Raw genomic sequence first — 19,133 nt, forward strand, 5'->3', positions numbered from 1 at the left:
TTCACCCTCCTTCAGGGGGTCGGCTGGGCCGGTGGCCCGGCCTCGCGGACGAGGACCGGGCCACCGGTCGGGCTCACTTCGGCCAGCTACCCTCGATCTCGGAGAGCACCGAAGCGGTGTCCTTGCCGTTGATCCAGGAGATCATGCCCTTCCAGAACGTCCCGGCACCGACCGCGGCCGGCATCAGGTCCGAGCCGTCGAAGCGGAAGACGGCGCTCTTGTCCTGGAGGATCTGGACGGAGAGCTTGTCGACCGGGTTCGGCACGTTGGCGAGGTCGAGCTTGTTGTTCGCCGACACCCAGTCGCCGATCTTGGCGCGGCTGTTGGCGTACTCGCCGGAGGCGAGGTAGGTCTGCACCGCCTGGACCTCGGGGCGGTCGGCGAAGGCCGCGACGAATTCGCCGCCGCCCAGCACCGGCTTGCCCTTGGCCGGGTCGATGGCCGGGAAGTAGAAGGCGAACACGTCGCCGTCCTCGGCCACCTTGGTGCCCTCGGGCCACTGGTTGGCATAGAAGGACGCCTGCCGGTGCAACGCGCACTTGCCGGTCGTGATCGGCACGCCCGCCTCCTGGAAGGAGGTGGTGGCGATGCTCTTCACGCCGCCGAAGCCGCCGTTGACGTACTTCTCGTTCTTCAGGATGGTGCCGGCCCGGTCGAGCGCCTCGGCGACCTTCGGGTCGTTGAACGGGATGCCGTGGGTGGTCCACTGGTCGTAGACCTCGGGGGTCTGCGTCCGCAGCATCAGGTCTTCGATCCAGTCGGTGGCCGGCCAGCCGGTCGCGTCACCGGACTCGATGCCGGCACACCACGGCTTGGTGCCGCTGGCGGCGATGGTGTCGCTGAGCTTGATCAGGTCGTCCCAGGATTCCGGGACGGCCCAGCCCTTCTCCTGGAACATCTTCGGCGAGTACCAGACGAAGGACTTGACGTTCGAGCCGAGCGGGGCGCCGTAGAACGTGCCGTTCACGGTGCTGTACTTCAGCCAGTCGGCCGGGTAGTTGGCCTCGGCCATCGCCTTGGTGTCGGCGCCGGCGGCCTTCAGCTTGCCGCCGTCGGCGAAGCGCTTGAGTAGGCCGGGCTGCGGGATGAACGCGATGTCGGGAGCGTTGCCGCCGTCGACCCGGACCCCGAGCTGCGCCTCGAACTCGCCGCTGCCCTCGTGGTCGATCTCGATGCCGGTGCAGTCCTCGAACTGCTTCCAGGACTGCTCCAGCCGGTCGGCCTCGATCTCCCGGATCGACGAGTAGATGGAGACCTTCTTGCCGTCGTTGCCCTGGTACTTCTCGTACGCGGCGCACTCCGCGGAGCCCGCGTTGTCGTTGCTGTCGTCGTTGCCGCCGGTACCGCAGGCGGTGGCGCTGAGCGCCAGCCCGAGTGCGCCGGCGATCACGAAGGCCTGGCGTGGTCTGGTGAAGACCGCCATGCCGTCCTCCTTCCTAGCCGGCGCGGGTCGGGTGCTCGCTGACCTCGGCGCCGGTCCGATGGGCGTGCCCCCATGTAAGCGCTTGCATACGAGCGGGTCCACCCCCTGGGCGGACACGAGCGAGTAACAATCCCGAAACCCTCACGTTGCGTGCCGGGACCACTCCCGGGCCAGATGTCCAGCCCTTTCGGTGGTCGGCAATATCTGTCACGCTGCATGCGTAACATCGAAGGATTTCGACATCGGAGGTGCTGGATGGGTAACCGGTGGTACGGCCTGCTCGCGGCGGCCACGCTGGCGGCGGGGGTCCTGGTCCCGGCCACGCCGGCGGCGGCCGCCCCGACGTTCAAGGTGCCGTTCCCGTGCGGCCAGACCTGGTCCGGGCAGACCCGCACGAACCACAGCCCCGCGTACTCGGTCGACTTCAACCGCACCGACGACCTCGGTGACCCGGTGGTGGCGAGCGCGCCGGGCACCGTCGACCGGGTCACCGACCTCGGCGGCACCAGCTACGGCAAGTACGTCCGCATCGACCACGGCGGCGGCCACACCACCTACTACGCCCACCTCAACGGCTTCAACGTCTCCGTCGGGCAGCGGGTCGGCTACGGCAAGGTGATCGGGTGGGTGGGCAGCACCGGCGGCTCCACCGGCCCGCACCTGCACTACGAACAGCGCCTCAACGGCAACGACGTCCAGGTGCGGTTCAACGGCGCACTGGCCCTGTACTGGGGCACGAAGTCCTACAAGAGCGACAACGGGTGCTCCTCGGGCGCCGGCAACGGGACGGTGGACACCAGCGGCACCCCGCTGACCGTGCGGTCGGGGCCCGGCACCGGCTACGCGGCGGTCGGCACGGTGGCCGACGGCACCCGCGTCACCATCTCCTGCCAGACCAGCGGCACCACGGTCACCGGCACGTACGGCACCAGCTCGATCTGGGACCGGATCGGCTCCGGCCGGTACATCGCCGACGCCTACGTCTACACCGGCCACGACGGCTACATCCCGAACGTGCCCCGCTGCTGACCGTGGGAGCGCACCGGCCCCGTCGCGGTGGGCGCGGCGGGGCCGGTCGTGGTCAGCTGTTGAGCTGCCAGATGGAGAAGTTCAGCGCGGCGGCGAAGGTGACCCAGGCCCAGTACGGCAGCATCAGCAGCGCGGCCGGCCGGGATACCCGTCGGAACAGCACCACCGTCACCCCGATCGCCAACCACATCAGCACGATCTCGGCGAACGCCAGCCCGTACCGTCCGGCGCCGAAGAAGAGCGGCGTCCAGATCGCGTTGAGCACGAGCTGGGCGATCCAGGCCCACACCGCCGGCCCGAAGCCGACCCGCCGCCACACCAGCCAGCCGGCCACCGCGATCAGCGCGTAGAGCACCGTCCAGACCGGTCCGAAGAGCCACGAGGGCGGGGCCCAGGAGGGCTGTTCCAGGTTCGCGTACTCCGCCGAGGTGCCCTGCACGCCGAGCCCGCCGATCGCCGCGGCCACGAACACCGCCACGCCGAAGGCCAATAGCGCGAGCCAGGTCGCGCGATCGCTCCGTCGGATTGTCTTCATGGTCGAGATATCTCCGCCGGGGCCGACGGGCAAACCTCACCGGCCGGGCTCCGGGCAGCACGACGCCGGGGTCGTCGTGGCCGGGCGCTCCTGTCGGGAGGACAGAGCTCCGGTCGCGACGACCCCGGCGGGTCCGGTACGGCGGCCACGGGCCGCCACGTCAGTTGAAGATGCTCACACCACCCGGGCCGACCAAGAGACCGACCACGATGAGGACGACGCCCCACAGGATCTGCCGGCGGAAAAGCGCGAGAATGCCGGCGACCACCAGTACGACTGCGAGAATCCAGAGAATCAGCTCCATGTCTGCTGAATACCCGAACTCACGGTGCGGGAAACCTCTCCCTGGTCGAGATGATCTCCCAGGTGATAGATGCTGTAGGCCTGCCTGATCACCGGGTGGGCGACGTTGCGGACGCGTACGCCGCCGGGGGTGGTGCCCTTCTCGGTGCCGGCGTGGGCGTGCCCGTGCAGGGCCAGCGCGGTCGGCGCCGAGTCGATGGCCTGCCCCAGCTGGTAGGAGCCGAGGAACGGGTAGATCTCCAGCGGCTCGCCGGCGAGCGTGTCCGGCACCGGGGAGTAGTGGGTGAGTGCCACCCGTACGTCGCAGTCCAACCCGCGCAGGGCCGCGCCCAGCGCGTCCGCGCTCTCCGTCGTCGTCCGGACGAACGCCTTCATCTCCGGCTCGCCGAAGTCGCTGGCGCAGCGCCCGGCGAACCCGCCACCGAATCCCTTCACCCCGGCGACGCCGAGCCGGCCGCCGGGGCAGTCCAGCACCACGCTGTCGCCCTCCAGCACGGTGATTCCGGCATCCTGGAGCACCTTGACCACCTGGGGAACCTGGTCGCACTGGTGGTCGTGGTTGCCGAGGACGGTGACCACCGGCACGCCCAGCCCGCCGAACTCCCGCGCCACGCAGCGCGCCTCGGCCTCGGTGCCGTGCCGGGTCAGGTCACCGGCGAGCAACAGCGCGTCGGCGCAGTCGGGCAGCTCCTCCAGGGCCGGCCGGAACCGGCCGACCACGTCCTCGTCCAGATGCACGTCGCCCACGGCGGCGATGCGGATCATGTTGAACCCTCCTCAGGGCAGTTGCTCGATCTCCGTGGGCGCGGCCGTGCGGATCACGCCGATGTCGCTGGTGACCGGCACGTCCGGGAAGCGCTCGGCCACCCGGCGCAGGATCTCCTCGCGCCGGTGCGCGCTCTCCACCTCGCCCTGGAGCACGAGGCCGCTCTCCCGGCGGGCCACCGTGATCCCCTGCTCGGCCACGTCGGGGTCCTCGGTCAACAGCCGGTGGACCTCTGCCTCGACGTACTCGTCCGGCGGTCCGGTGGCGACGTCGCGGTGCTCGGTCACGGTGTCCCCTTTCCTCCCGTGGCGTCGGCGTACGACACCACGTCCAGCCGGTCCAGCAGCACCAGGAACGCCTCCGCGTACGGGGAGTGCTGCGTCTCCTTGCGTACCCGCTCCCAGTCGATCTGCTCCCGCAGCGAGCGGGCCAGTGGCAGGCCCCGCGCGAAGTCGCAGTAGTGCTGGGAGAAGCTGAGCAGCTTGTGCACCATCAGTTGGGTCGCCGAGAGCACCGGCATGTGGATCGCGTCGACCGGTCGGACCACGGTGTCGGCGAAGGTCTCCTCGGTCACCGGGGTCTCGATCGGCCGGTGGATCAGATCCACCATGCGGCCGTCGTCGAAGACCTTGACCAGCCAGTCCTCCGGCGGGCGCTCGGCGGTGAAGCCGGCCGCGACGAGGGACTCCAGGGCACGTTCCACGTCCGCCTCCCGGATCAGGAAGTCGACGTCGTGGTCACTGGAGTGGCCGCCGTGGGCGTACACCGCGAAGCTGCCGCCCAGCGCGAACGGAATCTCGTCCTGCTTGAGCACGGCGGCGACCTTCTTCAGCGTGTGGACCAGGCTCTCGTCCCCGCGCTCGGCCATGTGGATCTCCCGTCGTGGTGGTCGGGGGGATGGTGTCGAAGTCGGGTACCCGGCGAGCCCGTCACCCACACCTGGCAATGGCGCGGGTAGGTGCCAACCGGGACGCAAAGGGATGGAACGCCCGGGAGGTGAGCGCCGGTCGGATAGCCTGGGGAAGGTGTCCAGGTCACCTCGGGCGCGGCGCGGCAGGGCCCGATTGCGCGCCGTCGCCCTGATCGGCATCGACGGCTCGGGCAAGACCACCCAGGCGCACCGGCTCGCCGAGGCGCTCACCCAGGCGGGCCACCCCGCCACCTACCACCGCAACGCCGGTGGGCGACGCTGGCTCGGCCGGGTCGCGAACCGGCTCGGGCGTCCGGACGCCCAACGCCTCGTCGGCCGTCAGGGCATGCTCGCGGTGGAGTCCGTGCTGCGCTGGCTCGCCATCGCCGCGGCCCTGCTCCGCAGCCTGGCGACCGGGCGGGTGGCGGTGATGGACCGCTACTCCGCCTGCCAGTACGCCAGCATCCGCGCGCACGGCGGCCAGCGCTGGGAGCGGCTCGCCCGCCTCGGCTACCGGGTCTTCCCGCCGCCGCAGGTGACGTTCCTGCTCGCCGTCGACCCGGCCGAGGCCTACCGGCGGATCGAGCAGCGCGGCACCGACCACGAGAGCATGGCCTACCTCACCGCGGCCGACACCGCCTACCGCACCCTGCCGGAGTGCCCGAGCTTCGTGCTGGTCGACGCCGGCCGTCCCGCCGACGAGGTGGCCCGGCAGATCGAGGACCACCTGGCGGGCTGGCTCGCCGCGACGGACACGCCGAGCGGGCCGACCGTGGTGGACGTCATCCGGCGCCCGGAGGTGGACCCGGTGCCGGTCGAGGTGTCCCTCTGAAGCCCCAACCGGCCGGGTCAGGCCCGCCCGTAGACGGGGACGGTGGCGCCGCTGGTCGGCGCCGACTCGTCCGAGGCGAGGAAGCGGACCACCGGCGCGATCTCGGCCGGCCGCACCCACCGGGAGGGGTCGGCCTTCGGCTGCGCCGCGCGGTTGGCCGGTGTGTCGATGACGCTGGGGAGCACCGTGTTGCAGCGCACCCCGGCGGCCCGGTACTCCACCGCCACCGCGTTCGCGAACGCCAGCACCGCCGCCTTCGCGGTCGCGTATGCCGCGGCTCCGGCGAAGGGCGCGACGGCGGCCCGGGCGGACACGCAGACGACCGCGCCCCCGCCGGCCGCCACCAGGTGCGGCAGCGCCGCCCCGGTGACCAGCCACGTCGGGCGCAGGTTGACCGCCAGCATCCGGTCCAGTTCGTCGACCGGGGTCTCGTGCACCAGACCGCCGCTGGCGTACCCGCCGACCAGGTTCACCACCGCCCGCAGCGGGGCGGTCGGGTCGTCGGCGGCCACCGCGACCGCGCGCCGTACGTCGTCGGCGACGGTGAGGTCCGCGACCGGCCGGACGGTCCCGTCGGCCGCCGGCCGCGCGGCCCCACGATCGTCCCGCCGGGGTACGACCACCCGCCAGCCGGCCTCGACGAAGGCCGCGGTGACCGCCCCGCCCAACCCGCCGGTGCCACCGGTGACCAGCACGCTGCGATTCGTCATGGATCCACGCTAGTGCGCCGGGAGGCGGTCGGGTCGTCCGGAGTCCGCGGACATCCGTCCGGCACCTCGCACCCCGGCCACGCGGGGGAGGCGACGGCCCACGTGCGGTGGCACGCTGAGCAGGAGCGGTGGTCGCGTGCGCGGTACTTTTCCCGACACGTACCGTCATGGTTGACGCTCACGCCTCATGAAAGTAAGTTTCATCCGTGGCGAAGAGTCCGAAGATTTCTGCGAGTCACGAGTCCGGTGGACTGATCGTCCACATCAGCGGCCTGCTCCCGTCGTTGTCCCCGGCCGAACAGCGGGTCGCCCGCCTCGTCGTGGCCGACCCGGCGGACGCCGCGCGCCGGACGATCACCGACCTCGCCACCGCGGCCGAGACCTCGGAGGCCACCGTCATCCGGTTCTGCCGCTCGGTCGGCATGGACGGCTATCCCCAGCTGCGGATCCGGCTCGCCGCCGAGGCCGCCCGCCGGGTCGAGCCGCCGGACGCGCGGGTCGTCGGCGGGGACATCCCGCCGGGCGCGGACCTGGCCCAGATCATCGCCACCATCGCCTTCAACGACGCGCGGGCCGTCGAGGAGACCGCCGAGCAGCTCGACCCGGCGGTCTGCGAGCAGGTCGTCGAGGCGATCGTCGGCGCCGGCCGGATCGACGTCTACGGCGCCGGCGCCAGTGGCTTCGTCGCCTCGGACTTCCAGCAGAAGCTGCACCGGATCGGCCGCACCGCCTTCTACTTCCCCGACGTGCACACCGCGCTCACCTCGGCGGCCCTGCTCGGCCGGGGCGACGTCGCGATCGGCATCTCGCACACCGGCACCACCTCCGACGTCATCGAGGTACTGGAGCAGGCCCGCTCCCGTGGGGCCTCGACCGTCGCGCTGACCAACTTCCCCCGGTCCCCGATCACCGAGGTGGCCGACCACGTGCTGACCACGGCCGCCCGTGAGACCACCTACCGCTCGGGCGCGATGGCCAGCCGGCTCGCGCAGCTCACCGTGGTCGACTGCCTCTTCGTCGGGGTGGCGGCCCGCAACCGGGCGCGGGCCCGCAAGGCGCTCGAGGCGACCGCGGAGGCGGTCCAGTCCCATCGGGTGGGTTCCGGGCGGAGGCGGGGATGACGGCCGGCGCGGTGGAACCGCACGAGGTGGCCGGCCGGCCGGCGATCCGGGTCGGCGCCCCGACCGAGCGGCGCAACCCGCGTAGCATCGACCTGGACCTGATGACCACCCGGGACGTGCTCTCGGTGATCAACGACGCCGACCGTCGGGTCCCCGCCGCCGTCGCGGCGGTCCTCGACGAGATCGCCACCACCGTCGACCTGGCCGTGACGGCGTTGCGCGACGGCCACCGGGTGCACTATTTCGGCGCCGGCACCTCCGGCCGCCTCGGCGTGCTCGACGTGGCCGAGCTGGCGCCCACCTTCAACTCGCCGCGGAACTGGTTCTGCGCCCACCTGGCCGGTGGGCCGGACGCCATGTGGCAGGCCGTCGAGAACGCCGAGGACGACGACCGGGGCGGGGCCGCCGAAGCGGCCGACTGCGTACGCGCCGGGGACGTCGTGGTCGGTCTCGCCGCCAGCGGGCGCACGCCGTACGTCCTGGGTGCGCTCGCCGCGTCCCGGGCCAAGGGCGCCGCGACGGTGTTGCTCTGCGCGAACCCGGAGGCCGGGGCCGCGTCGTCGGTGGACGTGTTCATCGGGGTGGACACCGGCCCCGAGGTGGTGACCGGGTCGACCCGGATGAAGGCGGGCACCGCGCAGAAGCTGGTGCTCAACACGTTCTCCACGGCCGTCATGGTGCGCCTCGGGCGGGTCTACTCGAACCTCATGATCGACATGGTGGCCACCAACGCCAAGCTCCGGGGTCGGATGATCTCGATCCTGATGGAGGCCACCGGCTGCGCCGAGGAGATCTGCCACCGGGCCCTGAACGAGGCCGACGGCGACCTCAAGACCGCCCTGGTGTCCCTCGTCTCCGGTGCCGGGGTTCCGGCCGCGCGCGCCGCCCTGGCCCGCTCCGCACACCAGGTCCGCGGCGCCCTGGCCCTGCTGGCCTCCTGACCCGGCTGGCCTCCTGACCCGGCTGGCCCGGCGTTCTCCGGGCGGGCATGGAATCGGCCGACGGATTGTTCGCACAGGGGTGGGGTATTACCACGGGCGTGGATGAACCGACCGGAGCGCCGGCGCGTATCTGGCAGTGACCAGGATCGCAGCTCGGCGGTGACCCGGGTCGCTGCGTCCCCGGGCCGGGCGGTGTTGCCATGGTCGGGGGCGGACCGGGATCTGCCGATCGACCAGCCCGTACGTGGTGCCCGACGGAGCGCGGACACAAGGCCCTGACAGCAAACGTGGACCGCGTTCCCAGCAGATTATCAGGCATTCGTGACAGTTTCGACTCACGGCATGGAATCCCCGATGCGTCTCATCTGTTGTGTAGGTGTCAGCACCGTTGGGCACAGCAGAAGTTACGGCCAGGGGAGCTGACGGACGTGGGGACGGCAAGGAACCGGGTAACCGGCGCGAGCGAGGGGACCGTGAGCAACGTGGACAAGAACATCGGCATGCGGACCGACGAGGTTGCCGAGGAGCGCGACCTGGTCGGCGTCTACCTTCACGAGATCTCCCGGACGCCACTGCTGGACGCCGCCAAGGAGGTCGACCTCTCCAAGGCGATCGAGGCCGGCCTCTACGCCGAGCACCTGCTCGACTCCGAGCGCGTTCCCGACGGTGTCGACCGGGAGGACCTGGAACGGCTGGTCGTCGAGGGCGAGCGGGCCAAGGACCTGTTCATCCGGGCCAACCTGCGCCTGGTCGTGTCGATCGCCCGGCGGTACGTCCGCTCGGGCATGCCCATGCTCGACCTGATCCAGGAGGGCAACACCGGCCTGGTGCGGGCGGTCGAGAAGTTCGACTACGAGCGGGGCTACAAGTTCTCCACCTACGCCACCTGGTGGATCCGGCAGGCGATCAGCCGGGCCATCGCGCAGCAGGAGCGTACGGTGCGGCTGCCGGTGCACCTGGTCGAGGACGTCAACCGGATGCGCAACGTGGCGCGTCAGCTCACCCGTGAGCTGGGTGGCGACCCGGAGCCGGAGCAGATCGCCGCGTCGCTCGGCGTCACCGTGGAGCGGGTCAACGAGCTGGTCCGCTGGTCGCAGGACACCGTGTCGCTGGACACGCCGGTCGGCGACGACGGCGACACCAACCTCGGTGACCTGGTCGCCGACAGCGACGCCCCGTCACCCGAGGAGATCGTCCTCACCGGGCTGGAGCGGCAGCGGATCGAGGGACTGCTCAACCACCTCGACGACCGTTCGGCGGGGATCATGCGGGCCCGCTACGGCCTGGAGGACGGGCGGGAGCACTCGCTGACCGAGGTCGCCTCCCGGTTCTCGCTGTCCCGGGAGCGGATCCGCCAGCTGGAGATCCAGGCCCTCGGCCGGCTCCGCGAGCTGGCCCGCGCCGAGGGGCTGCAGGCGGCCTGAGCTGGTAGTAATGACGGAGAACGGCCGGCGTCCGATAGGGGGACGCCGGCCGTTTGCCGGATCGGGGTCCGCTCAGCGGACCCGGCCGTAGCCGTACGGGGTCATCAGGTCGACGGCCCGTTTCTCCACGTTCCGGCCGAAGGTGGGCGCGTGGATCACCTGACCGGAGCCCACGTAGATCGCCACGTGCCCGAGACTGCTGTAGAAGACCAGGTCACCGGGGCGTAGTTCACTGCGGCTGATGTGGGCCACCGCTCCCCACTGCATCCGGGTGTTGTGCGGCAGCGACCTGCCGGCCGCCCGCCAGGCGGCGGAGGTGAGGCCGGAGCAGTCGTAGCCGTCCGGCCCGTCGGCGCCCCACCGGTACGGCGTACCGAGCGCGCCGTAGGCGAACCGCACGGCGACGCCGGCCGAGCCGGCCACCGCGGGCGCGTCCCGCGCGCTGCCCGCCCGGGAGGCGGGTTGCTCGGTGGCCCGGCCGTACGCCTGGCGGCGCATCTCGTAGAGCTTGGCCAGGTCGCGCTCGATCCGCGTCTTCACGTTGGTCAGTTGCTTCGCCTGCGCGGCCTGCTGTTCCAGGGTCACGTCCAGGCGGGTCTTCTCGGCCAGCAGGCGACGCTGGTCGCCGGTGTAGGCGGCGATCCGTTCCTGCCGCTGCCGGGTCAGGTGGTCGATGGTGCTGATCCGGTCGAGCAGTGCGGTGGAGTCCTCGCTGCGCAGCAGCGCGGCGGCGGTGCTCAGGTTCCCGGTCTTGTACGCGGTCACCGCCAGCTCCCCGACGTCGGCCCGGCTCTGCTCGGCCTGCTGTTCGAGGGGGCCGATGCGGGCCTGTAATCGGGCCGCGTCCGCCGTGTTCGCCTTGATCTTCTCGCGGAGTTCGTTGTGCGCCTCGACGACCCGTTCCAACTGTGCCGAGGACTTCTCGATCCGCCGGGTCAGCTCGGCGGGTGACGGTTCGGCCCGAGCGGGCACCCCCGGTGCGAGCAGCGCGGCCGACACCGCGGCGACCGCGATGACACGCAGCGACTTTCTGAGGGACGACAAGAGCCTTCGCTCTCCTTCCCACCGGCCGCCGGAGACCGCGAGGGTCCTCGACGGCGCCGGGCCGGTGCTGTCCGGATGGACGGCGGTCGGCCGGCCGGCCCGGACACGGTAACCCGGTGTGGGAGTGACACGCAGAGAAAGCCTGGGCGAATGTTGCCGAAGTGACGGAAATTGCGGCTGAGCCGTGCGACGGTCCGTGGTGCCCCGTCCGCCGTCCCCGCCGACGGAAGTGGTGTTTGTAACGTTTCAGGGGATCGGCGGCATTCGTCGTTCCGGACGCATGCCGCCGGTTCCTCACGGTGGTTAACCGACAAGACCGACATGGATGGCTCTTTCCGGCATGGGTCGGGTGTGCCTCACCCGTCCGGCGCCCACCAACCCGCACGTCGGCTGGCGGACGGGCAACACAATGGGGCCCGGAGCCGGGAGTCCCACCGCCGCGAAAACGCCCCGGTGGGCCGCCGACCCCGCACCACAGTTGCGGGAGGAGAGCCATGACACCTCGGGGCGCCACGACACGACCGCACCGGACCCCACACGGGCCGGGCGGGACCACCGACACGCTTCTCTACGCCCGGCCGGGGATCATCGTCACGGTCGAGCGGTTCACCGTCGGCCGGAGCAGTTGGCGGGTGGCCGAGCTGACCCATCTACGGACCGGGCGGGGACCGCACGACCGGATCGCCGCCCGGGCCGTCGTCGTCACCGCCGGGATGATCGGCGGTGTCGGGCTGCTGCTCGGCTTCGCCGGTGGGCTCCACCGGCTCACCGCCGGGGCGTACCTGATCCTGGGCGCGGTGTTCCTGGTGCCGGTGCTGCTCGCGGTGGCCGGGGATCGCTGGCGACCGCCGGCGTACGAGCTGTGGGGGCGCCGCGACGGCACCGACGTGCTGCTGTTCACCAGCGACGACGAGCGACAGTTCGGCCAGGTCACCCGGGCGTTGCGCCGGGCCCGGGAGATGCACCGGTACGGCGGCTGGGAGAACCCGGACACCCCGGTCGACGTGTGGCGGCCCCGACGCTGACGCCCGCTGGTCCCGCCGTCGGGCCGGGGCGTGGATCATGATGGCCGGCGTGGGGAGGAAACATGGGGAAGCGACGGTCCGGCCGTGTTCCGCGGGGCACGGGAGTCAGCCACGACCGGCGTGTGGTCGGTCTCATGGCGGGGGCTTTCCTGCTGGTCGGGATGGGCCTGCTCGGCGGCTCGCTCGGCTACCGGTGGCACGTCGCGGCCGAGGCGGAGCGGTTGCGTGGCGAGGGGACACCGGTGACCGCCACCGTCGTCGACCGGTCCGGTGGTGGCGGCCGGGGCAGCGGGATCGACCGGATCGAGATCGTCTATGTCTACGACTCGGCGGGGTACCGCGCCTGGATTCCCTGCGCCGGTGTCACCGGATGCCGGTCCACCCCGCAGCGCGAGCTGACCATCCGGGTGGACCGGAACGACCCCGAGCGCTTCGTGGCCGAGAACGGACACACCGACGGCTCACTGTCGTTCCTGATGTCCTGGACGGTGATCCCGATGGGTGTCGTCGCGCTCGTCGGGGCCGGCGTGCTCGGGCTGGTCTTCCGGGACCGGGACGGCTGGGCCTGAGGCCGTACGCCGCCCCGGTCGACCTCAGCGCGGGGCGACCGGCTCCGGCGCCGGCTCGGGACGTACGGCGGTGACCCAGGCGCTGACCCGACGCTCGGCGTAGAAGGACACGAAGGGCACGGTGCCGGCCAGCATCACCAGGATCATCCGCTTCAGCGGCCAGCCCGCCCGGCGGGCCAGGTCGAACGCGGCCACCAGGTAGAGCATGTAGAGGAAGCCGTGCGCCTGTCCCACGGTCTCCACCAGCACCGGGTTGTCGAACCCGTACTTCAGCGGCATGCCGATCACCACGAGCAGGATCAGCGCGACGCCGACGATCCAGGCGATCACGCGGTAGCGGGTCAGGGCTGCGCCCATTGTCGTCCGTCCTTCAGCCGGGGTAGTCACCGGGCCGGGCGCCCGGATTGTCGTTGAGCCATCGCAGGTAGCGGTTGTATTCGGCGAGGTCCGGATCGTCCGGCCCGGCCGTGGCCGCCGGCACCCGGGAGGCCCGCACGGGTCGGCGTACCTCCGCCCGCGTCGCGGTGGCCGGGTCGGACGCGGCCGGCCGTGCCGGCGCGGTGGCCGGCGCGTCGTCGGCGGATGGAGCCCGCAGGGTCTGGCGCACCTCGCGCCACCAGACGAAGACCACGAAACCGGCGAAGACCGGCCATTCGATCGCGTAGCCCCAGCTGATCGCGTTACCGGCCGCCGCCCGGCTGACCTGCCACCACCCCAGCGCCAGGAAGGCCACCACCAGCACGACCATGGCCGCGTGGCGCACGATCCACCCCGGGGTCCAGAGCCGCTTCATGCCCACGAGGGTACCGGGGCGCGTCGTTGTCTCCGACACCGTGTCGTAGTACACGGGAGGGTTTGGTGCCATCCGGTGTGGGCATCCGTCTAGACGCCAGCCCAAAACAGACCAGGGGGGCGATGATGACCGGATCCCTACGGCAGGACGACTTCTCGAGCCCGGAGCAACGGGTACCCGAGTGGGGCGGCGACGAGGTGCGGGACTCCCGCGCCGGCGGTGTCGACGACGGCGGTGAGCTGCTCGGTGTCGACCCCGCCGAGCTGAGCGACGAGGACCTGATCCGCGAGGTGCACAGCCTGCACCGCACCCGCCTCGACACGCTGCGCCACGCGGCCGACTCGGCGCTCGCCAACCACCTGCGCCGCACCGCCGAGTTGGAGACCGAGTACCTGGCCCGGCACCCGGGGCGCGAGGTGGACCCGAGCCGGCTGCGGGACGCCTGATGGCGTCCGCCGAGCGGGGGATGTCGGCGCCGCCGGAGGTGGTCTTCAGTACGGCCACCGACCCGGACCGCGCGTCGGCGTGGCTGCCCGAGGCGCTGCGCGGCGACGGCACGCCGGCCGAGCACGTCAGTGCCGAGGAGCTGGAAGCGCGATGGCGCGCGCCGGAGGACTGGACGGCCGAGATCCGGGTGGACCAGGCCGACGCGGGCGGCGCCAGGGTCCGGCTCGACCTGACCGGCGGACCGGACGCCGACCGGCTCGCCGGCGAGGCACTGGACAGCCTGGCCCGTGAGGTGGCCGACAACCTCCAGGCCGGCTGAGCGCCGCCCGCCGGGTCCCACCGGCGCACACTCCCTGCCGGCCGGTGCGGCCGGCACGCACGATCTGCCGGCCGGTGCGGCCGGCTGGCACATGGACCACGAGGAGAACGGGTGACCGACGTCAAGGAGAAGGTGGCGCGCCTGCGCCGGGCGTACGCGCCGCACGAGCACCGTCCGCTCGGCGGCTACCTGGCGGCGATGGGCACCTACGCCGGGGTGACCGCCACGCTCGCCGGCCTGGTCAAGGCAACCGGGCGACCGGTGCCGGAGCGTCCCGCCGCGGCCGACGTGGTGCTGCTCTCCGTCGCCACGCACAAACTCAGCCGGTTGCTGTCCAAGGACGCGGTGACCAGCCCGCTGCGGGCACCCTTCACCCGGTACGAGAGGCCGATCGGCAGCGGCGAGGTGATGGAGGAGGTACGCGACTCCGGCAGCCCCACCCGGCACGCGATCGGCGAGCTGCTGAGCTGCCCGTTCTGCCTCGCCGTCTGGGTCGCCACCGGGCTCACCGGCGGGCTCGTGCTGGCACCCCGGCTGACCCGCCTGGTCGCCACCGCACTGACCGCCGTCGCCGCGTCGGACTTCCTCCAGATGGCGTACGCCGTCGCGCAGCAGGCCGCGGAGGGCGACGACGACAAGGACTGATCCGCAGGAAAGTGCCACTCGGGCGTACGCACGCCCGGGAGTGAGCGGAGGGGCCGGCGGTTCGCCGGCCCCTCCGTCGGGTCTGTGGTGTGCTCAGCGGTCCTCGCCGGACCAGCCGCGCGGAGACTCCTCCTCGCGCTCGTCCGAGTCGGCGCCGGTGATGATGTCCCGGTCCACCGCCGTGCGGTCGTGCTCGTTGGCGAAGTCCGGCTCGGGCAACGTGTCCGTGCCCTCGGGTGGCTGGCCGAGGGCGGGGATCTCTTCGTGGTGCTCCTGTTGCTGGGACATCTGGTCTCCTTGTCGTCGCCCCGTCAGGTGACCGACCCACCGAGCAGGTCGGCCGCCTCGTCCACCGAATACTCACCCTCGGGCAGGGCGGCGATCCGGGTGAGCATCTCGGCCGGCATCTCCGCCGCGACGGCGCGGCGGTAGATGTCTCCCTGACTGATCCGCTCCTGGCCGTGGTAGAGGTCCTCGAGCAGGTCGTCGAGGCGTCGCACGTCCGACGGGTCGGTCACGGGCGGGGCGGTCACGGGTCGCTCGGTCACGGGTGCGTCGTCGGTCACCCGCTCCAGCTACCCGCCCCCTAACCCCCCAAACCCACCCCCAACCCCCGTGCCGCCCCTGCCCCTCCGTGTTGATCATGAAGTTGTCGCCCACCGGGCCGGCTCGACGACAACTTCAAGATCAACGGGTGGGAGGAGTCAGGCGGGGGTGCGGAGGGCGGTGCGGCGGGAGCGGACGGCCTGGGCGAGGTGGTCGAGAACCTCGGCGGTGGTGTCCCAGCCGATGCAGGCGTCGGTGATGGACTGGCCGTACGTCAGCTCGCGGGTGGGGTCCAGGTCCTGCCGGCCGGGGTGCAGGAAGCTCTCCAGCATGATGCCCACGATGCCGCGCTGGCCGTCGGCGAGCTGGGCCGCCACGTCGGCCGCGACCGCGGGCTGGTTGCGGTGGTCCTTGCCGCTGTTGGCGTGGCTAGCGTCGATCACCAGCCGCTCCGGCAGCCCGGCCGCCCGCAGCAGGTCCAGCGCGCCGGCCACCGAGTCGGCGTCGTAGTTCGGGCCGTCGTTGCCGCCGCGCAGCACCAGGTGCCCGTCCGCGTTGCCCCGGGTGTGCATGATCGCGGGGGTGCCGGAGACGTCGATGCCCGGGAACACGTGCGGTACGCCGGCCGCCCGGATCGCGTCCACCGCCGTGCCGATGCTGCCGTCCGGACGGTTCTTCATGCCGATCGGCATGGACAGGCCGGAGGCGAGCTGGCGGTGCACCTGGCTCTCCACCGTGCGGGCGCCGATCGCGCCCCAGCCGACCAGATCGGCGATGTACTGCGGGGTGATCGGGTCGAGGAACTCGCAGCCCACCGGGAGTCCGAGGCGCAACACGTCGAGCAGCAGGGCCCGCGCCGTACGCAGGCCGGTGTTGACGTCGCCGGAACCGTCCAGGCCCGGGTCGTTGATCAGGCCCTTCCAGCCCACCGTGGAGCGCGGCTTCTCGAAGTAGACCCGCATCACCACCAGCAGGTCGTCGGCGTGCCGGTCGGCGGCGGAGCGCAGCAGGTGGGCGTACTCCAGGGCGGCGGCCGGGTCGTGCACCGAACACGGGCCGACCACCACCAGGAGGCGGTCGTCCGCGCGGTCCAGCACCCGGCCGACGGCGCGCCGGCCGGTCAGGACGGACGCGGCGAGCGGCGCGTCCAGAGGCAACTCGTGGTGCAGCAGGGCCGGGGTGGTCAGCGGTACGACACGGTCGATCCGCTGATCGCTGACCCGGTCGGTCTCCGGGGTCGTCACGGTGGGGCATCCTTCCGCCGACCGCGCCCGGGGCCGGTGCCCGGGTACGAGCCGGCTGCTCGTACGCAAAAGGGCAGGAACGAAAGCTCCTGCCCGGCCGGCTCGTCGTGCGGTGACGTCAGTTCATGGTGAAGTCACCGGCTGGCGAGCCGGCTGCCTAAACCACCGATACGAACGCGTCACGCCGGCCAGCGTACCCGATCCGAGGCCCAGACATCACCGGGTCGCCCGCAAAGCCTCGCCTGGAGTTCACCTCCGTCGATGCCACCGACGGTAGTTTCAGCGCCACTGAACGCTGCGTCCCCGGAGGTTCCCCAGATGGATCGTCGTACCGTCCTGCGCGCCGCCACCGTCGCCGGTGGCGCCGCCGCCTTTTCCGGCAGCCTGTGGGCGGGGGCCGCGCACGCCGCGCCCGCCCAGCCCGGCACCGGCCCGTACGGGCCGCTCCAGGCCGCCGACGGGCGGGGCATCCAGTTGCCCGCCGGTTTCACCAGCCGGATCGTCGCCCGGTCCCGGCAGGCGGTGAGCGGCACCTCCTACACCTGGCACGACGCGCCCGACGGCGGCGCGTGCTTCACCGCCGGCACCGGCTGGATCTACGTCTCGAACTCCGAGATCTCCAGCACCGGCGGTGCGTCGGCGGTGCGGTTCAACGCCGACGGGAGCATCGCCTCGGCGTACCGGATCCTGTCCAACACCAACCGCAACTGCGCCGGTGGCGCGACGCCGTGGGGGACCTGGCTCTCCGGCGAGGAGGTCAGTCGCGGGTACGTCTACGAGACGTACCCGCAGGGTGGCAAGGCCGGTGTCCGGCGGGCGGCGATGGGCCGGTTCACCCACGAGGCGGCGGCCTGCGACCCGGACCGCAAGGTGATCTACCTGACCGAGGACGAGTCGAGCGGCTGCTTCTACCGGTTCCGGCCGACCACCTGGGGCGACCTCTCCTCCGGCACCCTGGAGGTGCTGGTCGCCGGAACCGCCACCAGCGGCCCGGTCAGCTGGGCGCGGGTGCCCGACCCGGACGGGTCGCCCACCTACACCCGCAGCCAGGTCTCCGGGGCGAAGAAGTTCAACGGCGGTGAGGGCTGCTGGTACGCCGACGGCACCTGCTGGTTCACCACCAAGGGCGACAACCGGGTCTGGGCGTACGACGCGGTCAACCAGCGGATCGACCTGGCGTACGACGACTCGCTGGTGTCCGGCACGGCGCCGCTGACCGGGGTGGACAACATCACCGGCACCCGCTCCGGCGACCTGTACGTGGCCGAGGACGGTGGCAACATGGAGATCAACATGATCACGCCGAGCGGGGTGGTCACGCCTTTCCTCAGGATCACCGGGCAGTCCTCGTCGGAGATCTGCGGGCCGGCGTTCTCGCCGGACGGCACCCGGTTCTACTTCTCCTCGCAGCGGGGCACGTCCGGCTCGTCCTCCGGTGGCATCACCTACGAGGTGCGCGGTCCGTTCCGCTCCTGAACGGCGTTAGGAAGGGACCCTTGTACAACGCCAGGCGTTAAGCGGGGGCCCTTCCTTACACGCGTGGGGGTGGCGGGGGCGGGGTACAGGGGGCGGCATGGCACACGAGCAGAGCGACCAGGAACGCATCGAGTCCCGAGCGCACCTGCTGCCCGAGGAGGCGGCGGCCGGCAGCGACGACCCCGAGGCGCAGGCGGAGGCCATCCTCGCCGAGTCGGACATCCGGGAGGGCGACCGGAACGCCGCACCGGACACCGTGCTGGAGCGGCGTACCTCCGATCAGACGGTGACCCCCATCGAGCCTCCCGACTGACCCCCCGCCCCCCGGGTCCGCCGGGAGGCACGGTAGGTGTGCTCCCGCACCCAGGCCATCGGCCCTGCCGCCCGCATCCCGGGCGGCAGGTTGCCGATCGGGTCAAAGGCCAGGGTGGCGTCGGTCCGCGCGTCGAGCTGCCGGTCGATGCGGATCCGCCCGAACGGTCGCCACGGCCCGACCGCGGACGCGACCGCCAGCACCAGGCTCGGGTCGTCCGCCCGGCTCGCGGCGGTCACCTCGGCCAGGCTGCGACCCAGGTCGGGCGAATCCGGGTCGGCCAGCGCGGCCACGAACAGCCGCCGCCGGCCGGTCCGGAAGGACATGATCGAGCTGTACGTCCCGGCGAACCGCCGCCGGGGCAGCGGCAGGTGCCGCAGCACCGGCGGGGCCGCGCTCGAACTGACCAGCAGGTCGTACGGGCGTTCCGCGCCGAGGTGCAACCGGACCGCCAGCCCCAGCACGTCCGGCCAGCTGCCCGGGGTGGGCACCCCCTTGGACAGCCGGACCGTCGCCGGATAACGGCCGGGATCGTCGATCAACGCCACCCCGGTCGGGGGCCCGGAGCGGCCCCACACGACGACCTCCCCGGTGAAGGAACGGCCGGCCGGGTGCAGCAGTCGGGCCCCGCGCAGCCGGGTCAGGACGGCGGTGGCACGTTCGACGACGACGGCGGCCCGGTCGGTGGCGGTACGGGCGGGGGCGGTGCTCGGCATGC

26 protein-coding genes are annotated in these 19,133 nt (G+C 72.1%); 12 read left to right on the top strand and 14 right to left on the bottom strand.

Going from position 1 to position 19,133, the window contains the following annotated elements; all coding sequences use genetic code 11:
* Window positions 1–73: 73 nt before the first annotated feature.
* Window positions 74–1,423 carry an ABC transporter substrate-binding protein gene (locus tag D7223_RS23135; RefSeq protein WP_120730535.1) on the bottom strand — a complete coding sequence of 450 codons (1,350 nt, stop codon included), beginning with the start codon at window positions 1,421–1,423 and terminating at the stop codon, window positions 74–76.
* 255 nt (window positions 1,424–1,678) lie between these two features.
* On the opposite strand from D7223_RS23135, the gene D7223_RS23140 reads away from it, so the two are divergent.
* Window positions 1,679–2,452, top strand: a complete 774-nt coding sequence (locus D7223_RS23140; RefSeq protein WP_120730536.1) for a M23 family metallopeptidase — start codon at window positions 1,679–1,681, stop codon at window positions 2,450–2,452.
* A gap of 52 nt (window positions 2,453–2,504) precedes the next feature.
* Here the strand turns inward: D7223_RS23140 and D7223_RS23145 are convergent, their stop codons facing one another.
* From D7223_RS23145 to D7223_RS23160, 5 genes are all read right to left on the bottom strand, one after another.
* Window positions 2,505–2,987, bottom strand: a complete 483-nt coding sequence (locus D7223_RS23145; protein ID WP_120730537.1) for a TspO/MBR family protein — start codon at window positions 2,985–2,987, stop codon at window positions 2,505–2,507.
* Between the two features lie 160 nt (window positions 2,988–3,147).
* Window positions 3,148–3,291, bottom strand: coding sequence for a GPGG-motif small membrane protein (locus D7223_RS33085; protein ID WP_165947907.1), 144 nt, complete (start codon window positions 3,289–3,291; stop codon window positions 3,148–3,150).
* Window positions 3,282–4,055 (bottom strand): metallophosphoesterase family protein, encoded by a 774-nt coding sequence (locus D7223_RS23150; protein WP_120730538.1) that lies wholly within the window; start codon window positions 4,053–4,055, stop codon window positions 3,282–3,284. The genes D7223_RS33085 and D7223_RS23150 overlap by 10 nt, the downstream gene beginning before the upstream one ends.
* Before the next feature lie 12 nt (window positions 4,056–4,067).
* Entirely contained in the window at window positions 4,068–4,343 is a 276-nt protein-coding gene (locus D7223_RS23155; RefSeq protein ID WP_120730539.1) for a hypothetical protein, read from the bottom strand.
* A complete protein-coding gene (locus D7223_RS23160) occupies window positions 4,340–4,924 on the bottom strand; it encodes a nucleotidyltransferase (protein ID WP_120730540.1) in 585 nt (194 codons plus the stop codon). Before D7223_RS23160 ends, D7223_RS23155 begins: the two co-directional genes overlap by 4 nt.
* Window positions 4,925–5,036: 112 nt before the next feature.
* Between D7223_RS23160 and D7223_RS23165 the strand changes: the two genes are divergently transcribed.
* A complete protein-coding gene (locus D7223_RS23165; protein ID WP_420330341.1) occupies window positions 5,037–5,798 on the top strand; it encodes a dTMP kinase in 762 nt (253 codons plus the stop codon).
* 17 nt (window positions 5,799–5,815) lie between these two features.
* Here the strand turns inward: D7223_RS23165 and D7223_RS23170 are convergent, their stop codons facing one another.
* A complete protein-coding gene (locus D7223_RS23170; protein WP_120730542.1) occupies window positions 5,816–6,508 on the bottom strand; it encodes an SDR family NAD(P)-dependent oxidoreductase in 693 nt (230 codons plus the stop codon).
* A gap of 206 nt (window positions 6,509–6,714) precedes the next feature.
* Here D7223_RS23170 and D7223_RS23175 point away from each other — a divergent pair, with 206 nt between their 5' ends.
* The 3 genes from D7223_RS23175 (at window position 6,715) to D7223_RS23185 (ending at window position 9,994) form a co-directional block, all read left to right on the top strand.
* Window positions 6,715–7,629, top strand: a complete 915-nt coding sequence (locus D7223_RS23175) for a MurR/RpiR family transcriptional regulator (protein ID WP_120730543.1) — start codon at window positions 6,715–6,717, stop codon at window positions 7,627–7,629.
* Window positions 7,626–8,570 (top strand): N-acetylmuramic acid 6-phosphate etherase, encoded by a 945-nt coding sequence (locus D7223_RS23180; RefSeq protein ID WP_120730544.1) that lies wholly within the window; start codon window positions 7,626–7,628, stop codon window positions 8,568–8,570. Before D7223_RS23175 ends, D7223_RS23180 begins: the two co-directional genes overlap by 4 nt.
* A gap of 473 nt (window positions 8,571–9,043) precedes the next feature.
* Window positions 9,044–9,994, top strand: coding sequence for a sigma-70 family RNA polymerase sigma factor (locus D7223_RS23185; protein WP_120730545.1), 951 nt, complete (start codon window positions 9,044–9,046; stop codon window positions 9,992–9,994).
* A 72-nt stretch (window positions 9,995–10,066) separates the two neighbouring features.
* Here the strand turns inward: D7223_RS23185 and D7223_RS23190 are convergent, their stop codons facing one another.
* The gene (locus D7223_RS23190; RefSeq protein ID WP_120730546.1) at window positions 10,067–11,038 is read right to left on the bottom strand and encodes a C40 family peptidase; all 972 of its coding nucleotides are present in this window, start codon (window positions 11,036–11,038) and stop codon (window positions 10,067–10,069) included.
* A 494-nt stretch (window positions 11,039–11,532) separates the two neighbouring features.
* On the opposite strand from D7223_RS23190, the gene D7223_RS23195 reads away from it, so the two are divergent.
* The gene (locus D7223_RS23195; RefSeq protein WP_120730547.1) at window positions 11,533–12,063 is read left to right on the top strand and encodes a DUF6232 family protein; all 531 of its coding nucleotides are present in this window, start codon (window positions 11,533–11,535) and stop codon (window positions 12,061–12,063) included.
* A 134-nt stretch (window positions 12,064–12,197) separates the two neighbouring features.
* The gene (locus tag D7223_RS23200) at window positions 12,198–12,632 is read left to right on the top strand and encodes a DUF3592 domain-containing protein (RefSeq protein WP_147252693.1); all 435 of its coding nucleotides are present in this window, start codon (window positions 12,198–12,200) and stop codon (window positions 12,630–12,632) included.
* Between the two features lie 24 nt (window positions 12,633–12,656).
* Here D7223_RS23200 and D7223_RS23205 read toward each other — a convergent pair whose 3' ends face one another.
* Together D7223_RS23205 and D7223_RS23210 are read right to left on the bottom strand one after the other, a co-directional pair.
* Entirely contained in the window at window positions 12,657–12,989 is a 333-nt protein-coding gene (locus tag D7223_RS23205) for a DUF3817 domain-containing protein (RefSeq protein WP_120730549.1), read from the bottom strand.
* Between the two features lie 13 nt (window positions 12,990–13,002).
* Complete coding sequence (locus tag D7223_RS23210; protein WP_120730652.1) at window positions 13,003–13,425, bottom strand: hypothetical protein; 423 nt, start codon at window positions 13,423–13,425, stop codon at window positions 13,003–13,005.
* A 122-nt stretch (window positions 13,426–13,547) separates the two neighbouring features.
* Between D7223_RS23210 and D7223_RS23215 the strand changes: the two genes are divergently transcribed.
* The 3 genes from D7223_RS23215 to D7223_RS23225 all read left to right on the top strand — a co-directional run bounded on the left by D7223_RS23215 (window position 13,548) and on the right by D7223_RS23225 (window position 14,836).
* Window positions 13,548–13,871, top strand: coding sequence for a DUF6158 family protein (locus D7223_RS23215; protein ID WP_120730550.1), 324 nt, complete (start codon window positions 13,548–13,550; stop codon window positions 13,869–13,871).
* Window positions 13,871–14,191, top strand: a complete 321-nt coding sequence (locus D7223_RS23220; RefSeq protein WP_120730551.1) for a hypothetical protein — start codon at window positions 13,871–13,873, stop codon at window positions 14,189–14,191. Before D7223_RS23215 ends, D7223_RS23220 begins: the two co-directional genes overlap by 1 nt.
* Window positions 14,192–14,302: 111 nt before the next feature.
* Window positions 14,303–14,836 (top strand): DUF1360 domain-containing protein, encoded by a 534-nt coding sequence (locus tag D7223_RS23225; RefSeq protein ID WP_120730552.1) that lies wholly within the window; start codon window positions 14,303–14,305, stop codon window positions 14,834–14,836.
* 93 nt (window positions 14,837–14,929) lie between these two features.
* Here D7223_RS23225 and D7223_RS23230 read toward each other — a convergent pair whose 3' ends face one another.
* From D7223_RS23230 to D7223_RS23240, 3 genes are all read right to left on the bottom strand, one after another.
* Entirely contained in the window at window positions 14,930–15,124 is a 195-nt protein-coding gene (locus tag D7223_RS23230) for a hypothetical protein (RefSeq protein ID WP_120730553.1), read from the bottom strand.
* A 23-nt stretch (window positions 15,125–15,147) separates the two neighbouring features.
* Window positions 15,148–15,384 carry a hypothetical protein gene (locus D7223_RS23235; RefSeq protein ID WP_238162176.1) on the bottom strand — a complete coding sequence of 79 codons (237 nt, stop codon included), beginning with the start codon at window positions 15,382–15,384 and terminating at the stop codon, window positions 15,148–15,150.
* A 156-nt stretch (window positions 15,385–15,540) separates the two neighbouring features.
* Complete coding sequence (locus tag D7223_RS23240) at window positions 15,541–16,626, bottom strand: 3-deoxy-7-phosphoheptulonate synthase (protein WP_120730555.1); 1,086 nt, start codon at window positions 16,624–16,626, stop codon at window positions 15,541–15,543.
* Window positions 16,627–16,944: 318 nt separating this feature from the next.
* On the opposite strand from D7223_RS23240, the gene D7223_RS23245 reads away from it, so the two are divergent.
* Window positions 16,945–18,102 (top strand): alkaline phosphatase PhoX, encoded by a 1,158-nt coding sequence (locus D7223_RS23245; RefSeq protein ID WP_120730556.1) that lies wholly within the window; start codon window positions 16,945–16,947, stop codon window positions 18,100–18,102.
* A gap of 97 nt (window positions 18,103–18,199) precedes the next feature.
* Complete coding sequence (locus tag D7223_RS23250; RefSeq protein WP_120730557.1) at window positions 18,200–18,415, top strand: hypothetical protein; 216 nt, start codon at window positions 18,200–18,202, stop codon at window positions 18,413–18,415.
* On the opposite strand, the gene D7223_RS23255 is transcribed toward D7223_RS23250, so the two are convergent.
* Entirely contained in the window at window positions 18,382–19,131 is a 750-nt protein-coding gene (locus D7223_RS23255) for a phosphodiesterase (protein WP_120730558.1), read from the bottom strand. The two genes, D7223_RS23250 and D7223_RS23255, sit on opposite strands and share 34 nt — an antisense overlap.
* Window positions 19,132–19,133 lie beyond the last annotated feature (2 nt).

It is taken from the genome of Micromonospora endolithica, assembly GCF_003626595.1.
GTDB classification, from domain to species: Bacteria; Actinomycetota; Actinomycetes; order Mycobacteriales; family Micromonosporaceae; genus Micromonospora; species Micromonospora endolithica.